Annotated in this window: 15 protein-coding genes and 1 riboswitch; of the genes, 13 read left to right on the top strand and 2 right to left on the bottom strand. The window is 72.0% G+C overall.

The annotated features are described in order from the left end of the window. Positions 1–282 precede the first annotated feature (282 nt). The 3 genes from mfd (at position 283) to AB0924_RS10480 (ending at position 5,546) form a co-directional block, all read left to right on the top strand. Positions 283–3,816, top strand: a complete 3,534-nt coding sequence (gene mfd, locus AB0924_RS10490; RefSeq protein ID WP_358928848.1) for a transcription-repair coupling factor — start codon at positions 283–285, stop codon at positions 3,814–3,816. A 217-nt stretch (positions 3,817–4,033) separates the two neighbouring features. Further along, complete coding sequence (locus AB0924_RS10485; RefSeq protein ID WP_366911150.1) at positions 4,034–4,753, top strand: HNH endonuclease family protein; 720 nt, start codon at positions 4,034–4,036, stop codon at positions 4,751–4,753. A 49-nt stretch (positions 4,754–4,802) separates the two neighbouring features. Further along, positions 4,803–5,546, top strand: coding sequence for an N-acetyltransferase (locus tag AB0924_RS10480; RefSeq protein ID WP_366911149.1), 744 nt, complete (start codon positions 4,803–4,805; stop codon positions 5,544–5,546). Positions 5,547–5,570: 24 nt separating this feature from the next. Here AB0924_RS10480 and AB0924_RS10475 read toward each other — a convergent pair whose 3' ends face one another. Then, on the bottom strand, positions 5,571–6,323 hold the full coding sequence (locus AB0924_RS10475; protein ID WP_366911148.1) for a hypothetical protein: 753 nt from the start codon (positions 6,321–6,323) through the stop codon (positions 5,571–5,573). Between the two features lie 126 nt (positions 6,324–6,449). Beyond that, positions 6,450–7,148 (bottom strand): hypothetical protein, encoded by a 699-nt coding sequence (locus AB0924_RS10470; protein WP_358928856.1) that lies wholly within the window; start codon positions 7,146–7,148, stop codon positions 6,450–6,452. A gap of 189 nt (positions 7,149–7,337) precedes the next feature. Between AB0924_RS10470 and AB0924_RS10465 the strand changes: the two genes are divergently transcribed. From AB0924_RS10465 to eno, 10 genes are all read left to right on the top strand, one after another. Then, positions 7,338–9,425 (top strand): N-6 DNA methylase, encoded by a 2,088-nt coding sequence (locus tag AB0924_RS10465; RefSeq protein ID WP_366911147.1) that lies wholly within the window; start codon positions 7,338–7,340, stop codon positions 9,423–9,425. 147 nt (positions 9,426–9,572) lie between these two features. Continuing rightward, the gene (locus AB0924_RS10460) at positions 9,573–10,235 is read left to right on the top strand and encodes a hypothetical protein (RefSeq protein WP_366911146.1); all 663 of its coding nucleotides are present in this window, start codon (positions 9,573–9,575) and stop codon (positions 10,233–10,235) included. A gap of 38 nt (positions 10,236–10,273) precedes the next feature. After that, positions 10,274–11,767 (top strand): protein kinase, encoded by a 1,494-nt coding sequence (locus AB0924_RS10455; RefSeq protein WP_358929020.1) that lies wholly within the window; start codon positions 10,274–10,276, stop codon positions 11,765–11,767. Positions 11,768–11,891: 124 nt separating this feature from the next. Next, positions 11,892–12,719, top strand: a complete 828-nt coding sequence (locus AB0924_RS10450) for a glycoside hydrolase domain-containing protein (protein WP_366911145.1) — start codon at positions 11,892–11,894, stop codon at positions 12,717–12,719. A gap of 146 nt (positions 12,720–12,865) precedes the next feature. Then, positions 12,866–13,513: a SurA N-terminal domain-containing protein gene (locus AB0924_RS10445; RefSeq protein ID WP_358928864.1), complete on the top strand. Its 648-nt coding sequence runs from the start codon at positions 12,866–12,868 to the stop codon at positions 13,511–13,513. Positions 13,514–13,657: 144 nt separating this feature from the next. After that, positions 13,658–14,626: a nucleoside triphosphate pyrophosphohydrolase gene (locus tag AB0924_RS10440; protein ID WP_358928866.1), complete on the top strand. Its 969-nt coding sequence runs from the start codon at positions 13,658–13,660 to the stop codon at positions 14,624–14,626. 45 nt (positions 14,627–14,671) lie between these two features. Next, a complete protein-coding gene (locus tag AB0924_RS10435) occupies positions 14,672–15,961 on the top strand; it encodes a cytochrome P450 (protein WP_358928868.1) in 1,290 nt (429 codons plus the stop codon). Between the two features lie 148 nt (positions 15,962–16,109). Beyond that, complete coding sequence (locus tag AB0924_RS10430) at positions 16,110–17,162, top strand: transglycosylase family protein (protein WP_366911144.1); 1,053 nt, start codon at positions 16,110–16,112, stop codon at positions 17,160–17,162. 176 nt (positions 17,163–17,338) lie between these two features. Then, positions 17,339–17,511, top strand: a riboswitch (cyclic di-AMP (ydaO/yuaA leader). Positions 17,512–17,515: 4 nt separating this feature from the next. Continuing rightward, positions 17,516–18,208, top strand: coding sequence for a transglycosylase family protein (locus AB0924_RS10425; protein WP_358928872.1), 693 nt, complete (start codon positions 17,516–17,518; stop codon positions 18,206–18,208). Between the two features lie 340 nt (positions 18,209–18,548). Beyond that, a complete protein-coding gene (eno, locus tag AB0924_RS10420; protein ID WP_358929022.1) occupies positions 18,549–19,856 on the top strand; it encodes a phosphopyruvate hydratase in 1,308 nt (435 codons plus the stop codon). Positions 19,857–19,947 lie beyond the last annotated feature (91 nt).

Below are 19,947 nucleotides of genomic sequence, written 5' to 3'. Positions count from 1 at the left end.
CGGACGGGGGACACGGGGGCACGGGGGGCCCGGCGCCGAGAAGTCACGGGGGACTTCTCGGCGCCGGGCTTTGTCATGCGGGGAGGACCCGGACGTCGTACTTCGGGATCCAGGCGTTGCGGGTGACGATCGTCAGGCCTTCAGTAGCGCCGCCTCCCTCCACCGGGCCAGCGTGTTCACTCCGACGGGTGACAGGGGCCCGGGCGACGTACCCTGGGAACCCCGGCCCGCCCCGCGTGTCGGGCGGTTCGCGTTGCCCATACCCGGACGGAAAGCCTCTTCATGAGCCTGCACGGTCTGCTCGACGCCGTAGTCAAGGACCCCGCCCTCGCCGAAGCGATCGAGGCGGCGGCGGACGGCAACCGCATGCACGTCGACCTGGTCGGCCCCCCGGCAGCCCGCCCCTTCGCGGTCGCCGCCCTGGCCCGCGAGACCGGCCGGCCGGTGCTCGCGGTCACCGCCACCGGGCGGGAGGCCGAGGACCTGGCCGCCGCCCTGCGCACCCTGCTGCCCCCGCAGACGGTGGCGGAGTACCCCTCCTGGGAGACGCTGCCCCACGAGCGGCTCAGCCCGCGCAGCGACACCGTCGGGCGCCGCCTCGCCGTACTGCGCCGCCTCGCCCACCCCAGTGCCGACGACCCCGAGACCGGCCCTGTCTCCGTCGTCGTCGCCCCCGTGCGCTCCGTGCTCCAGCCGCAGGTCAAGGGCCTCGGCGACCTGGAGCCGGTGTCCCTGAGAACGGGCCGGAGCGCCGACCTGAACGAGGTCGTCGAAGCCCTCGCGGCCGCCGCCTACGCGCGCGTGGAACTGGTGGAGAAGCGCGGCGAGTTCGCCGTGCGCGGCGGCATCCTGGACGTGTTCCCGCCCACCGAGGAGCACCCCCTGCGCGTCGAGTTCTGGGGCGACGACGTCGAGGAGATCCGCTACTTCAAGGTCGCCGACCAGCGCTCCCTGGAGGTCGCCGAGCACGGTCTGTGGGCCCCGCCCTGTCGCGAGCTGCTGCTCACCGAGGACGTGCGCACGCGCGCGCGTGCCCTCGCCGAGGAACACCCGGAGCTGGGCGAACTGCTGAACAAGATCGCCGAGGGCATCGCGGTCGAGGGCATGGAGTCCCTCGCCCCCGTCCTGGTCGACGACATGGAGCTGCTGCTCGACGTGCTCCCCGGTGGCGCCATGGCCGTCGTCTGCGACCCGGAGCGGGTCCGCACCCGCGCCGCCGACCTCGTCGCCACCTCCCAGGAGTTCCTCCAGGCCTCCTGGGCCGCCACGGCGGGCGGCGGCGAGGCGCCCATCGACGTCGGCGCCGCCTCCCTGTGGTCCATCGCCGACGTCCGCGACCGCGCGCGCGAGCTGGGCATGATGTGGTGGTCGGTCTCCCCGTTCGCGGCCGACGAGCAGCTCGACGCGGACACCCTCAAGCTCGGCATGCACGCCACCGAGACCTACCGCGGCGACACCGCGCGTGCCCTCGCCGACACCAAGGGCTGGCTCGCCGACGGCTGGCGCACCGTCTACGTCACCGAGGGCCACGGCCCGGCCGCCCGCACCGTCGAGGTGCTCGGCGGCGAGGGCATCGCCGCCCGCCTGCACGCCGACCTCGGCGAGCTGAGCCCCTCCGTGGTGCACGTCGCCTGCGGCTGCATCGACTACGGCTTCGTGGACCCGGCGCTGAAGCTGGCCGTCCTCACCGAGACCGACCTCTCCGGCCAGAAGGCCTCCGGCCGCGACGGCGCCCGGATGCCGGCCCGCCGCCGCAAGACCATCGACCCGCTCACCCTGGAGGCGGGCGACTACATCGTCCACGAGCAGCACGGCGTCGGCCGCTACATCGAGATGGTGCAGCGCACCGTGCAGGGCGCCACCCGCGAGTACCTGGTCGTGGAGTACGCCCCCGCCAAGCGCGGCCAGCCCGGCGACCGCCTCTACATCCCCACCGACCAGCTCGAGCAGATCACCAAGTACGTCGGTGGCGAGGCCCCCACCCTGCACCGCCTCGGCGGCGCCGACTGGACCAAGACCAAGGCGCGCGCGAAGAAGGCCGTCAAGGAGATCGCCGCCGACCTGATCAAGCTCTACAGCGCCCGCATGGCCGCCCCCGGCCACGCCTTCGGCGCCGACTCGCCGTGGCAGCGCGAGCTGGAGGACGCCTTCCCCTACGCGGAGACCCCCGACCAGCTCACCACCATCGCCGAGGTCAAGGAGGACATGGAGAAGTCGATCCCCATGGACCGCCTGATCTGCGGTGACGTCGGCTACGGCAAGACCGAGATCGCGGTGCGGGCCGCCTTCAAGGCCGTACAGGACGGCAAGCAGGTCGCCGTGCTCGTCCCCACCACCCTGCTGGTGCAGCAGCACTTCGGGACGTTCTCCGAGCGGTACGCGCAGTTCCCGGTGAGCGTGAAGGCCCTCTCCCGCTTCCAGACCGACACCCAGGCCAAGGCCGTCCTGGAAGGCCTGAAGGAAGGCTCGGTGGACGTCGTCATCGGCACCCACCGCCTGTTCGCCTCCGAGACCAAGTTCAAGGATCTGGGCCTGGTCATCGTGGACGAGGAGCAGCGCTTCGGCGTCGAGCACAAGGAGCAGCTGAAGAAGCTCCGCGCCAACGTCGACGTCCTGACCATGTCCGCCACCCCGATCCCGCGCACCCTGGAGATGGCGGTCACCGGCATCCGGGAGATGTCCACCATCACCACCCCGCCCGAGGAGCGGCACCCCGTCCTCACCTTCGTCGGGCCGTACGAGGAGCGGCAGATCGGCGCCGCCGTCCGCCGTGAACTGCTGCGCGAGGGCCAGGTCTTCTACATCCACAACCGGGTCGAGTCCATCGACCGGGCGGCGGCCCGCCTGCGCGAGATCGTCCCCGAGGCGCGGATCGCCACCGCGCACGGCCAGATGTCGGAGTCCGCGCTGGAACAGGTGGTCGTCGACTTCTGGGAGAAGAAGTTCGACGTGCTGGTGTCGACCACGATCGTCGAGTCCGGCATCGACATCTCCAACGCCAACACCCTCATCGTGGAGCGCGGCGACAACTTCGGCCTGTCCCAGCTCCACCAGCTCCGCGGCCGCGTCGGCCGGGGACGGGAGCGGGGCTACGCCTACTTCCTGTACCCGCCGGAGAAGCCGCTGACGGAGACCGCGCACGAGCGCCTCGCCACCATCGCCCAGCACACCGAGATGGGCGCGGGCATGTACGTCGCCATGAAGGACCTGGAGATCCGCGGCGCCGGAAACCTCCTCGGCGGCGAGCAGTCCGGGCACATCGCGGGCGTCGGCTTCGACCTGTACGTCCGCATGGTCGGCGAGGCCGTCGCCGACTACCGGCGGCAGTTGGAGACCGGCGAGATCGAGGAGGAGCCGCCGCTCGAGGTCAAGGTCGAGCTGCCCGTCGACGCGCACGTCCCGCACGACTACGCCCCCGGCGAGCGGCTGCGCCTGCAGGCGTACCGCGCCATCGCCTCCGCGAACTCGGAGGAGGACGTCAAGGCCGTCCGCGAGGAACTCACCGACCGCTACGGCAAGCTGCCCGAGCCGGTGGAGAACCTGCTGCTGGTGGCCGGGCTGCGGATGCTCGCGCGCGCGTGCGGCGTCGGCGAGATCGTGCTGCAGGGCAACAACATCCGCTTCGCGCCGGTGGAGCTGCGCGAGTCGCAGGAGCTGCGGCTCAAGCGGCTCTACCCGGGCACGGTCATCAAGCCGGCCGCGCACCAGGTCCTCGTCCCGCGGCCGAAGACCGCGAAGGTCGGCGGCAAGCCGCTCGTCGGCCGCGAACTGCTCGGCTGGGTCGGCGAGTTCCTGGCCTCGGTCCTGGGGTCGTAGGAAGTCCTGGGCGCGGGGCGGGAGGGCGTGACCTCCCGCCCCGCCGCCGTGGTGCGGTGGCCGACGGCGGAGCGCCGAATTTCGCGGTGATCGTCCCGGTTGCGGCCCTGTCACCCCTTTGAGCCCCATCTGCTGTGCGCCGAACGCCCGTTACGGTGGACGCGGACAGGATCCGCCCGCACAGCGGGGCGGACAGGGCGAGCGAGGGGGACGCACCGTGACGCGTCTGAGGGGCGGGGCGGTCGCCGCGGCGGTCGTCATGGCGGTCTCCGTGGCGGGCTGCAAGAGCGCTGAGATCGGCGGGTCCTCCGGCCCCCAGGAGAAGGCGCGCGGGGGAGCGGCCCTGGCCGCCGCCGACTCGCTGACAGTCAAGGGGCGCGCCCCCAAGACCGGGTACTCCCGCGAGCGTTTCGGCTCCGCCTGGGCCGACACCGACTCCAACTCCTGCGACACGCGTGACGACATCCTCAGACGCGACCTGGAACAGGTGAGGTTCACCGACGGGGACTGCAAGGTCTCCTACGGCCTGCTGAAGTCGGACCCCTACTCGGGCAAGGACATCACCTACCGGCGCGGCCGCAGCCAGGTCGACATCGACCACCTCGTCGCCCTCTCGGACGCCTGGCAGAAGGGCGCCAAGTACTGGGAGCCCAGCAAGCGCATAGCCCTGGCCAACGACCCGCTCAACCTCCTCGCGGTCGACGCGAGCGCCAACCGCGGCAAGGGCGACGGCGACACGGCCACCTGGCTGCCGCCCGCCAAGGGCTACCGCTGCGTCTACGTCGCCGCCCAGGTGGCGGTGAAGAAGAAGTACGGCCTGTGGGTCACCGCCGCCGAGAAGGCCGCGATGAAGAAGGTGCTCGCCACCTGCCCGGACCAGAAGCTCCCCACGGGCGGCAACCCCACGAACGCCCCGGAGCGCTTCAAGGCCCGGTGACCGGCAATTCGGTTTCTCGGGGCGTTCCGCACCGCCTACGGTGACCCGCATGGACGTGAAGGTGAGCAGCGTCGCCGAGCGGCCCGACCGGCTCCCGGCGGTGTTCGAGATGGCCGACACCTGGCCCGAGTTCGTGACCAACGACCCCGTGGGCAACGCCCACTACGGCCGCATCCCCACCGAACTGCCCGAGTACGCGCTGTTCGCCGAGGACGGGCGCGGTGAGGTCGTCGCCCATGCCTTCAGCGTCCCCTTCTCCCTCGCCGCCGAGGGCCGGGGAACCCTGCCCGCCCGCGGCTGGGACCAGATCCTGCTGTGGGCCTTCTCCGACCTGCGCCGCGGCACCCGCCCCGACACGGTCAGCGCGATCTCCGTCGTCATCGCCCCGCACGCCCAGGGGCAGGGCCTGTCCGCCCGGATGCTCTCGGCGATGCGGGACAACGCCCGCGCCCGCGGCTTCGGCGAGGTCGTCGCCCCCGTCCGCCCCAGCGCCAAGCACCGCGAACCGCGCACCCCGATCGCCGAGTACGCCCACCGGGTCCGCCCCGACGGCCTGCCGGAGGACCCGTGGCTGCGCGTGCACGCCCGCGCCGGTGCCACCATCGACTCCGTCGCCACGGCCTCCATGACCGTCGGCGCCTCCCTCGAGGAGTGGCGCCGCTGGACCGGGCTGCCATTCGACACCCGGGGGGACGTCGAGGTGCCCGGCGCGCTGGTCCCGGTCCACTGCGAACCGGAGCGCGGGTACGCCGTCTACGTCGAGCCCAACGTGTGGATGCGGCACCCGCTGTGACCCGGCGCCGGGCCCGGCCCGGACTCAGCCGCCCAGGGCGTCCAGGTCGATGACCTTCCCGGCGGGCTTCCGCGCCGGTACGGGCTTGTCGTAGTCGCTGAAGGACAGGTGCACCGGCTCCTTGGCGCCGGCCGCGCTGTCGACCTGGAGCAGATACGGCTTGCCCTCGGTCGCCACGTACAGCGTGTAGCGGTCCTTGCCGTCCTTCTCGTGCAGCACGATCGCCGGGGTGCCGCCGACCGTGGTGGTCTTCCCGCGGGTGGCGTCCGAGCTGACGTCACCCGCGCCGGCCAGCACCGAGTTGAGGTCGCAGAAGCCCGCGATGTCCTTGGCGTCCTGGCCCTTCACCGCCATCTTGGTCCACTTCCCGGCCAGCATGTCCACCGCCGCGTCGGTGTCGGCCTTGGACTCACCCTTGCTCTGGGCGCGCAGGAACGCCTCGTCGTACTTCATGTAGACGGTGCTCCCGGTCTTGACCAGGTCGGCCTTGCCCTGGCCGCCCATGCTCATCGTGCCGGCGCACTCGCCCTTCTTGTCCAGGGCCATGTCGAGCCCGATGGTGCCCGTGCTCTCGTCGTCGGCGACATCGCCCTTCATCCGCAGCGAAGAGGCCCCGGTGGTGGCCTTCAGCGCGCGGTCGGCGATCTCGCCGCCGCTCAGCCCGGCGAACGGGCCCTCCGGCTTGCTGTCCGCCTTGTCCTGCCCCGGCAGACAGCCGGTGATTCCCGCGGTGGCCGCGGCGATGAGACAGAGGGCGGCAAGTGCGGTTCGGCGCATGACAGTTCCTTGCTGGGTGAAGTGGGATGAGATGTGGTGACGAGTGGAACGGTGCGCCGTGCGGTGCGGTGCGTGGCGCGGTGGTCGCCCGGTGGTGGAGCGGTGCGGTGGTGAACGGGGCGGCGGTCAGGCCGTCTTCTTCCAGTTCCCGCAGCCGGTCGTCTTGAAGTAGGCGTCGCCGGCGCCGACGGTGACGACGGCCGTGCCCTTCACGTTGTTGTTGGCGATGATCGAGTCGAGCCCGTGCTCGGCGTCCTTGTCGCGCTCCCAGTAGCAGGAGTCGTCGCTGTTGCCGGCCGACTTGTAGGTGCCCGGCGCGATGTCGGTGCCGACCTTGAACATGCCGCCGTCGCCGTCCATGGCGGAGGCGGGCGACCCCTTCGCCTTCGCGGCGACGGCCTCCCAGTCCGCGCAGCCGTGCGACTTGAACAGCTTGTCGCCGGCCTTGACGGTGACGTAACTGGTGCCCGAGACGTTGTCGTTGGCGAGGATGGAGTCCATTTCGCCCGAGGCGTCCTTGGCCCGCTCCCAGTAGCACATGCCGTCGGTGTTGCCGGTGGTGCGGTAGGTGCCGGGCTTGATGTCGGAGCCGACCTGGAACTCGCCGTCCCCGTCGAAGGCGGCCTTCTTCTTCGCCGCCGCCTTGCCGCCGGCTTCCTTCCCGGCGCCCTTGTCCTGCTTCGAGCCGGGCCGGTGCGCGGCGGACGCCGAAGTGTCCTTGCCGCTGCCGGAACCGCCGTCCTTGCTGTCGTCGGCGTTGGCGGACACGGCGGCGATGACGGCGACCCCGACGACTGCGCCCAGCGCGATCTTGCCCATACCCATGACGGAACCCCTCCCCGATGCGGCGACCGCCCCCTCCGGCTGGCCGCTCGTTCGCTGGGTCAATAAGATCAGAGCTTGTGAACCGAGTCAACACGGTTCACAGATTCTCGGCAGTACACGTTCGTGAAGCCGTGGATCTTGTGTACGCCGGTATGCTCGGCGCACAACGGGACGAGGGGAGCGGGGCCGGTGCAGGACAACGCGACAGAGGTGACCGCCGCCGGTATCGCGCGGCTCGCCGGTGTGGGCCGGGCCGCCGTCAGCAACTGGCGCCGCCGGCACGCCGACTTCCCCAAACCGGTCGGCGGCACCGAGACCAGTCCGTCCTTCGCGCTCGCCGAGGTGGAGGCATGGCTGCGCGAGCAGGGCAAGCTCGCCGAGGTCCCGTTGCGTGAACGCGTCTGGCAGCAGCTCGCCGGGCATCCCGAGGGCCCGGTCACCGCGCTGGTGCACGCGGGCTGCGTGCTGCTGCTGATCCATGAACGCCCCACCGTCTGGCTGGACGTGAGCGCGGGCTCCGACGAACGTCTGGCCGCGATGCTGCCGGGCGCGCTGGAGCAGGTGCTGGCTGTGAACACCTCGCCGCCTGTGAACACCGGCGCCCCCGCTCACACTCCGCCGTCCACTCACACCCCGCCCGCCGCCCCCACCCCCGCGCTGCACACCCCGACCGGCCCCCAGCTCCTCCCCTCCGCCCCCCTCCTGCGCGGCGCGGCCGAACTGGCCGCCGAGACGGGGGCGCGGCAGACCTTCGAGTTCCTGCTGGGCCGCCACCTGGACGCCAACCCACGCCAGTACACGCTGACCCCGGCCGACCTCGCCCGGCTGATGGCCGATCTCGCGGGCCCCGTCCGCACCGTCCTCGACCCGGCCTGCGGCACCGGCGCCCTGCTGCGCGCCGTCGACACCCGCCCCGGCCAGGAGCTGTACGCCCAGGACGGCGCCCCCGACCTCGCCGCCCTCACCGCCCTGCGCCTCGGACTGCAGTCCCGCGCCACCGTGCACGCCGCCGTCGGCGACACCCTGCGCGCCGACGCCCACCCGGAGCTGCGCGCCGACGCCGTGCTGTGCCACCCGCCGTTCAACGAGCGAAACTGGGGCCACGACGAACTCGCCTACGACGCCCGCTGGGAGTACGGCTTCCCGGCGCGCACCGAGTCCGAGCTGGCCTGGGTGCAGCACGCGCTGGCCCGGCTGGCCGACGGCGGCACCGCCGTCTTGCTCATGCCGCCGGCCGCCGCCTCCCGCCGCTCCGGGCGCCGGATCCGCGCCGATCTGCTGCGCCGGGGCGCGCTGCGCGCCGTCGTCGCGCTGCCGGTCGGGGCGGCGCCGCCGTACAACATCCCGCTCCACGTGTGGGTGCTGCGCCGGCCCGACCGGACGCCCGCGGCGCCCGAGGTGCTGCTCGCCGACACCGGGCGGTTCGCCGGTGAGGCGCGCGGCGGCCCCGACTGGCAGGCGGTGCGGGAGGCCGTGCTCGACGCCTGGCGCGCCTTCGAACGCGCCGGGCGGCTGGCGGAGCGGCCGGGGCTGGCCCGGTCCGTGCCGGTCATCGAACTCCTCGACGACGACGTCGACCTGGCCCCCGCCCGCCACCTGCCGCCCGCGGCGGCCGCCGACGGCGCGGAGCAGCTCACCGCGGTGCGCGAGCGCCTCGGCGAGACGCTGCGGCTGACCGCAGACCTCACCCCGCCCCCCGCCGACCCGGCGCCCCCCGTGCGCTGGCCGCTCACCACCGTCGGTGAACTCGCGCGCGGGGGCACGCTGGTGCTGCGCACCGGCGGGAACGGCGGCCGCGCGCGCGTCCCCGTCCTCACCGACCACGACGTGCTCGCCGGAACGGCGCCCTCCGGGATGCTGCCGGAGAGCGACGAGGAGGCCGTGCTGACGGAAGCCGGCGACGTCGTCGTGCCGGTGCTCGGCGGCGGCACGGTGGCGCGCGTGATCGGCGAGTCGACGCGGGGCGCCGCCCTGGGCCGCAACCTGGTGCTGCTGCGGCCCGATCCGGCGGCGCTGGACCCGTGGTTCCTCGCCGGCTTCCTGCGCGGTACGGCCAACCACCGCCAGGCCAGCAGCTATGCCTCCACGGCCACCCGCCTGGACGTGCGCCGTCTCCAGCTGCCCCGGCTCCCGTTGGACGAACAGCGGCGCTACGGCGCGCGGTTCCGCGCCCTCGAGGAGTTCGAGCGGGCCGTGCGGCACGCGAGCCGGCTCGGGGAGCAGTTGGTGCGCGGGATGTACGACGGACTCACGGACGGTACCGTCGCGCCGGATTGACGGTGCTCCCGGACAACGGTTCGGTACAACCCGGACCGCTTGTCCGTGCCGGGCCATATGCTCGAAGCGACCATCGCACGAGTGGCGTCAGCCCGGCGGAGCACACCGGGCGGACAGGTACGCCCATTTCAGGCATCAGGAGCAGCCATGCAAGGCCACGGCTACGTACAGCCGGTGAAGCAGCCGCCGCACCCCGCGGGGCTGGTCTTCCTGCGCGTGCTGTTCGTGGCGGTCGCGGTCCTCAGCATCGGCATGCTCGCCTGGGTGATGCTGCTGCGACTGGCCGCCGTCACGCGCAGGTCGCTGGACTGGGGTCTGTTCGTGGCGCTGCTGGCCGCCGACATCCTCAGCATCGTCCTGCTGGGCAGCGAGCCCGGCGACGAGGTCCACACCACCGGTGGTTACCTGGGCGTCCTGCTGCTCCTGGGCGCCCTTGCGGCCGCGCTCGTGTACTACCTCGTGGCGGAGATCCGGCACTACCAGAGGCTGCGGCAGGCGTACGCCGGCGCCGCGGTGTCCGGGTACGGCTACCCGCCGCCCGCGACGCCGTACAACACCGCGGCCACGTCGCAGACCCCCGTGCCGGCGACGCCCCCGGCACACCACACACCCGTACCCGCGACGCCCCCCGCGCACCACACGCCCGTGCCGCAGCACCCGCCGGTCGCCCCGCCGCAGCAGCGCCCGGCACCCGCCCGTATCGACCAGGTGCGTGCCGAACTGGACGAGCTGAGCGACTACCTGCGCCAGCACGACGGCCACCACGACGGCGACGGCGTGCGGGACGCCGGCCACGAGGGCGGACGGTGAGCGTGGCGGCGGGACGTGTCGTCGCCGGCCGCTACGAACTGTCCACGCTCATCGGCCAGGGCGGCATGGGCCAGGTGTGGACGGCGTACGACCAGCGGCTGGACCGGCGGGTGGCGGTGAAGCTGCTGCGCCCCGACAAGGTGGCCGGGCAGGAGGCGGACGAACTGCGCCGCCGCTTCGTGCGCGAGTGCCGGGTGACCGCGCAGGTCGACCACCCGGGCCTGGTCACGGTGCACGACGCGGGCAGCGAGGGCGAGGAGCTGTTCCTCGTCATGCAGTACGTCGACGGCGCCGACCTCTCCGACCATCTCGCCGAGCACGACCCGTACCCCTGGCAGTGGGCGGTGGCGGTGGCCGCGCAGCTGTGCGCCGTGCTGAGCGCGGTGCACGCCGTGCCGATCGTGCACCGCGACCTCAAACCGCGGAACGTCATGGTGAAGCAGGACGGCACGGTCACCGTCCTCGACCTGGGCGTGGCCTCCGTCATGGACACCGACACCACCCGCCTCACCCACACCGGCTCCCCGATCGGCTCGCCCGCCTACATGGCGCCCGAGCAGGCCATGGGCGGCGCGGTCGGCCCGTACACCGACCTGTACGCGCTCGGCGTGCTGATGCACGAACTGCTCAGCGGTGACGTGCCGTTCGCGGGCTCCACCGCGCTCGGCGTGCTGCACCGGCACCTGTACGAGCCGCCGCTGCCGGTGCGCCGCACCCGCCCGGAGGTCCCCGAGGCGCTGGAGTCGCTCGTCCTGCGCCTGCTGGCCAAGGACCCGCAGCACCGGCCGGACTCCGCGCAGGAGGTGTACGAGCACCTGGCGCTGCTGCTGCCCGCGCGCGGCATGCCCACCGGTGCGCCGCTGGACCCGACGCGCCCCTTCCTGCGGCCGCACGCCCCCTGGCCGGACCGCGCGCGCACGCCCGCGCCGCAGCCCGCCCCCGTCGCGCCCGCGCCGCCCGCCGCCGGGAAGCCCGACGTCGCCGCCGCCGTGGACGAGGTCAAGCGCCTGCTCGGGGAGGGCCGCATCACCCAGGCCGTGGACATACTCGGCGCGATCCTGCCCGCCGCGGCCGAACAGCATGGCGAGCGCTCCCCGGTGGTGCGCACCCTGCGCAAGCAGTACGCGGCCACCCTCCTGGACGACGGCCAGTACCGGCGCGCCCTGCCCGAACTGCGCCGCCTCGCCGACGAGCGCGCCGCCGAGGCCGGGCAGGCCGACCCGCAGTCCCTGCGCTTCCGCTACGAGGCGGCCCAGTGCCTCGAACAGCTCGGCGAACCGGCGGCGGCACTCGCCGAGTACCGCGCGCTGCTGCCGTACTACGAGAACCAGTACGTTTCCGGTGATCCGCAGCTCGCCCATGACGTGCGCCGCCGCATCGGCCACCTGCTGCTCGCCCTCGGCGACCGGCCGGCCGCCCACGACACGCTGGCGCGGCTGCTGGTGGACGTCGAGCGTTTCCGCGGCCCCGGCGACCCGCTGGCCGCGGAGATCCGCCGGACCCTGCAATGGCTGGGGCAGGTGCGCGGCTAGTCTTTGCCCTCGCCTGGGAGATTCTTGTGCTCTACAAGGGCTTGGGTTTCCCGAACGCATGACCGGCGCGGGATAGGTTGCGGTTCGTTTTCGCCACGCACTTTGCGAGCAGGGGTGGGGTTCCATGGCAGGTCATCGGCAGTCCAAGAGGCGCAGGTACATCACGTGGGCCGTGGCGGCCACGGCCGTCGTCGCCGGCGGGGGCATCGCCGCGCAGACCTCGATGGCCGCCACGGCCTGGCCCGCGCAGAAGACGTTCACCGGCCGCGCCTTCGACACCTGCACCGCGCCCTCCAAGGCGACGATGAAGGCCTGGCACACCGGCTTCTACGGCGCGGCCGCCGTCTACGTGGGCGGCCGGAACCGCGGCTGCACCCAGCCCAACCTGACGTCCTCCTGGGTGACCTACGTCAGCGGCCTCGGCTGGAAGCTCGTCCCGATCTACGTCGGCGCCCAGCCGCCCTGCCAGACCAGCTCCAACCCGGAGAAGCTCACCGCGTCCACCGCCGCCTCCCTCGGCACCAGCGACGCCAAGGACGCCGTGGCCAGGGCCGCCGCGCTCGGCATGAAGGCCGGCAGCGCGATCTACCTGGACATGGAGCCGTACGACGTCACGAACAAGTCCTGCAACGACGCCGTGCTCACCTACGTCCGCGCCTTCGACAAGGAGCTGCGCGTCAAGACGTACCGCGCCGGCTACTACGGCTTCACCAGCTCCAGCGCCAAGGCCATCGCCACCGCGAGCGACAAGACCGACCTGCCGGGCAACCTCTGGTACGCGCTGTGGGACAAGAAGAACACCACCACCTCGGACTGGCCCTGGGGTTCGACCCAGTTCACCAACCACAGCCGCGCCCACCAGTACATGGTCAACAGCAAGGAGTCGCACGGCGGTGTCACGCTCACCGTCGACCGTGACGCCTGGGACGCGCCGGTGGCCATCACCGGCTGACCCGTCCCCCGGCCCGGGGAGGCACCACGGTGCCCGAAGCACGTGCGAATCGTTGGTCGAATGGGTTGGCCACAGGCTGCCCACTGCCTAACATCGATCACCGCAAGACTTTGTGCACCGCCGCACAAGCTCCCCTGGAGGTCTCCTTGCACCGCCGCCGTCGCACCGCGCTCCTCCTCTCCGCCGCGATCGCCGCCGCGGCACCCGCCCTCACCGCCTGCGGAGGCGAGGCGCACCCGGGCGCCGCCGCGGTCGTGGGAGGGGAGCGGATCACCGTCGCCCAGCTCGAGGGCCGGGTCAACGAGGTACGCCGGGCGCAGCGCGCGGCGGTGCGGGACGAGACCCAGTACCAGCAGGTCCTCGCCTCCACCGGCAGTCTGACCCGCGACACCCTGCACAACATGGTCCTGGACCAGGTCCTGCACCGCGCCGCGCAGGACGAGGGGATCACGGTCACCCGCAAGGAGGTCTCCGGGATGCGGGCCGGCCTGGAGCAGCAGGCCGGTGGCGCCAAGGGCCTGGAGACCGCCTGGCTGCAGAAGTACGGCATCGCGCCCGGCCGCCTGGACGACAACCTCCGGCTCCAGCTCGAGGCGCAGAAACTCGCCGCGAAGCTCGGCTCGGACACCACGCAGCCCGCGTTCTGGAAGGCCCTGTCCCGGGCCTCCCAGGAACTCCACGTCGACCTCAACCCGCGCTACGGCGCCTGGGACGTGCGCAAGAGCGGCCGCGTGGACGCCAAGACGCCCTGGGTGCGGGAGGCCACGGCGACGGGGGCGCAGCAGCCGGCGTAGCGGGCGGTCGGCGCTCCTGTGCCGGGGCGCCGGAGCGGGTACGGCAGGGCCCGACGGGGACCGGTCGGTCATACGATCACACGTTGCCCCCGGCCCTGTGGACAACCGATCCCGTCCCTCTTCCCCGTGGGTTACGTTCGGATGGTGAACGCAACCAGTCCCGAAGCCGCCCCCGGCCGCATCGTCCTGCTCACCACCAGCCACCGCGTCGCGCCCGGCCTGCTGTCCTGGCCCGCCTGGCAGGCGCTGCGCACCGCCGACGCCGTGCTGTGCGCGGACGGCGCCCATCCGCAGCTTCCCTATCTGCGGGAGGCCGGGATAACGGTGGCGGAGGCGGCGCCCACCGCGCAGGAGCTGCTCGACACCTGCGCGGGCGGGCGGACGGTGGTCGTCGTGGCCACGGGGGAGGGAGAGCCCGCCCTCACCGACGGCCTCGCCCGCCTCGCCGGCTCCGGACGGTTCCGGATGCCCGAGCTGGAGCTGCTGCCCGCCTCCTACGACCTGCCCGGCGCCCGCCTCCTCGACCTCGTCCAGGTCATGGACCGCATCCGGGTCGAATGCCCCTGGTCGTCCCGGCAGACCCACCTGGGCCTGGCGAAGTACGGGATCGAGGAGGCGTACGAACTGGTCGAGGCGATCGAGGCCGGCGACCGGGAGGAACTGCGCGAGGAGCTGGGCGACGTCCTGCTCCAGGTCGTCTTCCACTCCCGTATCGCCGAGGAGGACCCGGAGGCGCCGTTCTCCGTCGACGACGTGGCCGGCGGCATCGTCGCCAAGCTGATCCACCGTCACCCGCACGTCTTCGGCGACGAGACGGCCGAGACCCCGGAGGACGTCAAGGAGCACTGGCTGCGCACCAAGGCCGAGGAGAAGCGGCGCACCTCGGTCACCGAGGGCGTACCCCTCGGCCAGCCCGGCCTGGCCCTCGCCGCCAAGCTCGCCTCCCGCACCCGCACGGCGGGCCTGGAGGTGCCGCTGCCCGAGGGCGAGGGCATCGGCTACGAGCTGCTGGCCCTGGCGGTCCGCGCCGAGTCCGCCGGTGTGGACCCGGAGGCGGCCCTGCGCGCGGCGGCGCGGGTGTACCGGGACGCGATACGGGCGGCCGAGAGCTGACACCCGCGCCGCGGAGCAGGCGTCCGTGACCGATACCGTCGAGGAGTGACCGACCAGCCCGCCCCGCCCAGCACCGCCCCGGAACTGTTCACCTGGGAGTTCGCCGCCGACCCCTACCCCGCCTACGCCTGGCTGCGCGAGCACGAGCCCGTGCGCCGGACGCGGCTGCCCAGCGGGGTCGAGGCCTGGCTGGTAACCCGGTACGCCGACGCCCGGCAGGCCCTCGCCGACCAGCGGCTGAGCAAGAACCCCGCGCACCACGACGAGCCCGCGCACGCCAAGGGCAAGACCGGTATCCCGGGTGAGCGCAAGGCCGAGTTGATGACGCACCTGCTGAACATCGACCCGCCGGACCACACCAGGCTGCGCAGGCTGGTCAGCAAGGCGTTCACGCCGCGCCGGGTCGCCGAGTTCGCGCCCCGGGTGCAGGAGCTGACCGACGACCTCATCGACCGGTTCGCGAGGACGGGCTCCGCCGACCTCATCCACGAGTTCGCCTTCCCGCTGCCCATCTACGCCATCTGCGACCTGCTCGGCGTCCCGCGCGAGGACCAGGACGACTTCCGCGACTGGGCCGGGATGATGATCAGGCACGGCGGAGGACCGCGCGGTGGGGTCGCCCGGTCGGTGAAGAAGATGCGCGGCTACCTCGCCGAGCTGATCCACCGCAAGCGTGCGGCACTGCCGGCCGAGCCCACCCCGGGCGAGGACCTGATCTCCGGCCTGATCCGCGCCTCCGACCACGGTGAGCACCTCACCGAGAACGAGGCCGCCGCGATGGCCTTCATCCTTCTGTTCGCCGGCTTCGAGACGACCGTCAACCTCATCGGCAACGGTACCTACGCCCTGCTCAACCACCCGGAGCAGCGCCACCGGCTGCAGGACTCCCTCGCCCGCGGCGAACAGGGTCTGCTGGAGACCGGTATCGAGGAACTGCTCCGCTACGACGGCCCGGTCGAGCTGGCCACCTGGCGGTTCGCCACCGGGCCGCTGACCCTCGGCGGGCAGGAGATCGCGGCCGGCGACCCGGTGCTCGTCGTCCTCGCCGCCGCCGACCGGGACCCGGAGCGGTTCGCCGGTCCCGACGTCCTCGACCTCGCCCGCGGGGACAACCAGCACCTTGGCTACGGCCACGGCATCCACTACTGCCTCGGCGCCCCGCTCGCCCGGCTGGAGGGCCGGACCGCGCTCGCCACGCTCCTCACCCGCCTCCCCGACCTGCGGCTCGCGGCCGATCCGGCCGACCTGCGCTGGCGCGGCGGGCTCATCATGCGCGGGCTGCGCACCCTGCCCGTGGAGTTCACCCCGGCCAAGGAACAGCCCGTACAACCGTAAACATGACGGGCGTTCAACTTTGTGATCTTCATGTGATCTGTGCGGCATGAACTTGTGACAAGTGATCGTGTGCCTATACGTTCACCCATCAACGCGGCCCGAGCATTGGGTGCCGCGTCGCTCCCGCTGTCGCACGAAAGGCTTCCGCATGCTCTCCGGGAACGGTCGTCACCGTCGCCCCCGTCAGGCTCCGGCTCTTCTCGTCGCGGCCGGAGTGACCGGCTCCGCCATCGCCATCCCGCTCCTAGGTGCCGCTAGCGCCAACGCGGCCGACGGCACGACCTGGGACAAGGTCGCCGAGTGCGAGAGCGGCGGCTCGTGGAGCGCCGACACGGGCAACGGGTACTACGGCGGACTGCAGATCTCCCAGGACGACTGGAACGCCTACGGCGGCACCAAGTACGCCGCCACCGCCGACCTGGCGAGCCGTTCCCAGCAGATCGCCGTCGCCGAGAAGATCCTCGCCGACAAGGGCACCACGCCCTGGACCACCTGTGCCCTGCTCTCCGGCCTGACCTCCGACTCCGGGTCCCTGGACGTCGACACGGGCGTCGGAGGCTCCGGGAAGTCCGGCTCGGACCATGGCGGGTCCGGCGACTCCTCCGGCTCCACGGACTCGTCCGATTCCGCCGGTGATCCCGACTCGTCCGGTCTGCCGGATTCCACCTCCTCGCCCGACTCCTCCGACTCCGGCTCCGACTCTTCCTCGGGCTCGGCCGGCAAGTCGTCCCCGGGCGCGGGCAAGAGTGCCGGCTCCAAGGGGTCGGACACGGGCACGGGCACTCCCGAGTCCGACGAATCCACCTCGCCGCGCGCCGAGGAGTCACAGGGGAGCGAGTCCGCGACCCCGGACCCGGTCGTGGAAGACTCGGACAATTCATTGCAGACCGGCGGTTCTTGGAGCCTCGTCGACACCGGAGCACTCAGCAGTGGCGGACGTCACCGCGGCGGCAGTGCGGACGAAAGCGTGACAAACGGTCAGAGCGCCTCCTCGTCGGGGAAGCACGCCTCCCGCGGGACGGACACCTACACCGTGCATGAGGGCGACACCCTCGCCTCCATCGCCGACTCCCTTGACGTGGACGGCGGATGGCACGAGCTGTACGCCCGGAACAAGAAGGCCATCGGTACCGACCCGAACCACATCTCCGCCGGTCAGACCCTGGAAGTCGGTAGCGAAACGGGCCAAAAGCAGCGGTAGTTGACGACCGGATTGGGCATTGATGTCCGCTTCGGTGAAAGTGTGGGATGAGTCTCAGAAGCCCTGATCGTCTTTGAAATTCCCTCGATCGCGTGTCTACGGTCGTGACCGCTCGTCACCACGAGCCCCGGCTGTCGCAACGCCGAATCCTGCCAGCGGCCGCCCGGGAACAGTCGTCGCGTAAAGCGCCGTAGGCAGGAGCGGGGGACCCAAGGTAAGTGCCGGAACCAGCGGTCGCGCTGGAACCGGCTAGGGGTGGAGCCGCGGCCCGTGAAAGCGGGCCCGCGGCCGGGCAACTCAACCGGCCCGAACCCGACAGCTCACCTCGCAGGCGTCGGTGAGGGGATCCATCCATGCTGTTCTCCAGCAAGGGCAAGCACCGTCGTCCGTCCAAGGCCACCCGTGCCATCGCGCTCGCCGGTGTTACCGGCGCCGCCGTCGCCGCCCCGCTGATGGCGGCCGGCAACGCCTCCGCCGCCACCACCTCCGAGTGGGACGCGGTCGCCCAGTGCGAGTCCGGTGGCAACTGGTCCATCAACACCGGCAACGGCTACTACGGCGGTCTGCAGTTCTCCGCCTCCACCTGGGCCGCCTACGGCGGCACGCAGTACGCCGGCCAGGCCAACCAGGCCTCCAAGGCCCAGCAGATAGCCGTCGCCGAGAAGGTCCTCGCCGCCCAGGGCAAGGGCGCCTGGCCGGTGTGCGGCAAGGGCCTGTCGAGCACCCCCTACAGCGGCTCCGCCCCGAGCGGCTCCTCCAAGAGCACCTCCTCGGGCAGCACCGCCACCCGCGCCGGCGACCAGCAGGCCGCCTCCCGTTCCAGCGAGCGTCCGGCCGCGAGCGCGAAGAAGACCGTCACCACCCCGACCGGTAAGAAGGTCAAGAAGGGCGACGGCGAGTACAAGGTGGTCAAGGGCGACACCCTCGGCACCATCGCCGAGAAGCACAAGGTCGACGGCGGCTGGCAGAAGCTCTTCAAGCTGAACAAGGACATCGTCCAGGACGCCGACCTCATCTACCCGGGCCAGCAGCTGCACCTGAAGTGACGCCTGGCTCCGACCGGAACCACAGTGCCCTCACAAGGCCGTCCCCCAAGCTGAAGGCCTCGTGAGGGCCATTCCTCCCGTCCCCCACGGGCTCCCCGCCCCGGTGCGTGTTCCCCCGTACGCACCGGGGCGGGGCTGTGTTTTTTCCCGCCCCCTTCCCCCATTGGTTCGCGGAACCTCACCGAACCGCTTTGTTCCGGACAGGAACAATGGGTACCGTCTCTCTGTCCACGGGACGGTCGGTCGGTGGCCGACGCCCCTTGGACGGTTAGGCTCTAGTCGCAAGGCAGAGCCGAAAGGCACCCCGCCCCGCACTTCCAGCGTCACATCCATGAAGGAGATGCTCGTGCCGTCCATCGACGTCGTCGTAGCCCGGGAAATCCTGGACTCCCGAGGCAACCCCACGGTCGAGGTCGAGGTCGGCCTCGACGACGGCAGCACGGGTCGTGCCGCCGTGCCGTCCGGTGCCTCCACCGGTGCCTTCGAGGCCATCGAGCTCCGTGACGGCGACCCCAACCGCTACCAGGGCAAGGGCGTCGAGAAGGCCGTCCTCGCCGTCATCGAGCAGATCGGCCCGGAGCTGGTCGGCTACGACGCCACCGAGCAGCGCCTGATCGACCAGGCCATGTTCGACCTGGACGCCACCGACAACAAGGGCTCGCTCGGCGCCAACGCCATCCTCGGCGTCTCCCTCGCCGTCGCGCACGCCGCCTCCGAGGCCAGCGACCTGCCGCTGTTCCGCTACCTGGGCGGCCCGAACGCGCACCTGCTGCCGGTGCCGATGATGAACATCCTGAACGGCGGCTCGCACGCCGACTCCAACGTGGACATCCAGGAGTTCATGATCGCTCCGATCGGCGCGGAGTCCTTCTCCGAGGCCCTGCGCTGGGGCACCGAGGTCTACCACACGCTGAAGAAGGTCCTGAAGAGCAAGGGCCTGTCCACCGGCCTCGGCGACGAGGGCGGGTTCGCCCCGAACCTCGGCTCCAACCGCGAGGCCCTCGACCTCATCCTCGAGGCCATCAAGGAAGCCGGCTACGCGCCCGGCGAGCAGATCGCCCTCGCGCTCGACGTCGCCGCCTCCGAGTTCTACAAGGACGGCAAGTACCTCTTCGAGGGCAAGGACCGCTCCGCCGCCGAGATGACGGAGTACTACGAGGAGCTCGTCGCGGCCTACCCGCTCGTCTCCATCGAGGACCCGCTGTTCGAGGACGACTGGGCCGGCTGGAAGATCATCACCGACAAGCTCGGCGACAAGGTCCAGCTCGTCGGCGACGACCTGTTCGTCACCAACCCCGAGCGCCTCGCCCGCGGCATCGACGAGGGTGCCGCCAACGCCCTGCTGGTCAAGGTGAACCAGATCGGCTCGCTCACCGAGACCCTGGACGCCGTCGAGCTGGCCCAGCGCAACGGCTTCAAGTGCATGATGTCCCACCGCTCCGGTGAGACCGAGGACGTCACCATCGCCGACCTGGCCGTCGCCACCAACTGCGGCCAGATCAAGACCGGCGCCCCGGCCCGCTCCGAGCGCGTCGCCAAGTACAACCAGCTGCTGCGCATCGAGGAGATCCTCGACGACGCCGCGGTGTACGCCGGCCGCAGCGCCTTCCCGCGCTTCCGCGGCCACACCGAGGTCTCCAAGGGCTGACCTCCGCCGGGCCGATCCGAACGGGACGACCCGGATATCAGCCAGTCGTACGTACGTCCCCGTACCCGGTCCCGTACCGTGTGCGGGGACG

The organism is Streptomyces sp. NPDC047869 (assembly GCF_040704065.1).
Taxonomy (GTDB): domain Bacteria; phylum Actinomycetota; class Actinomycetes; order Streptomycetales; family Streptomycetaceae; genus Streptomyces.
This window is presented reverse-complemented; position numbering and strand designations above follow the sequence as displayed.

Coding starts and splice junctions, on each gene's coding strand:
- mfd (WP_358928848.1), top strand. CDS start 283: ATGAGCCTGCACGGTCTGCTCGACGCCGTAGTCAAGGACCCCGCCCTC.
- AB0924_RS10480 (WP_366911149.1), top strand. CDS start 4,803: ATGGACGTGAAGGTGAGCAGCGTCGCCGAGCGGCCCGACCGGCTCCCG.
- AB0924_RS10475 (WP_366911148.1), bottom strand. CDS start 6,323: ATGCGCCGAACCGCACTTGCCGCCCTCTGTCTCATCGCCGCGGCCACC.
- AB0924_RS10470 (WP_358928856.1), bottom strand. CDS start 7,148: ATGGGTATGGGCAAGATCGCGCTGGGCGCAGTCGTCGGGGTCGCCGTC.
- AB0924_RS10460 (WP_366911146.1), top strand. CDS start 9,573: ATGCAAGGCCACGGCTACGTACAGCCGGTGAAGCAGCCGCCGCACCCC.
- AB0924_RS10450 (WP_366911145.1), top strand. CDS start 11,892: ATGGCAGGTCATCGGCAGTCCAAGAGGCGCAGGTACATCACGTGGGCC.
- AB0924_RS10430 (WP_366911144.1), top strand. CDS start 16,110: ATGCTCTCCGGGAACGGTCGTCACCGTCGCCCCCGTCAGGCTCCGGCT.
- AB0924_RS10425 (WP_358928872.1), top strand. CDS start 17,516: ATGCTGTTCTCCAGCAAGGGCAAGCACCGTCGTCCGTCCAAGGCCACC.
- eno (WP_358929022.1), top strand. CDS start 18,549: ATGCTCGTGCCGTCCATCGACGTCGTCGTAGCCCGGGAAATCCTGGAC.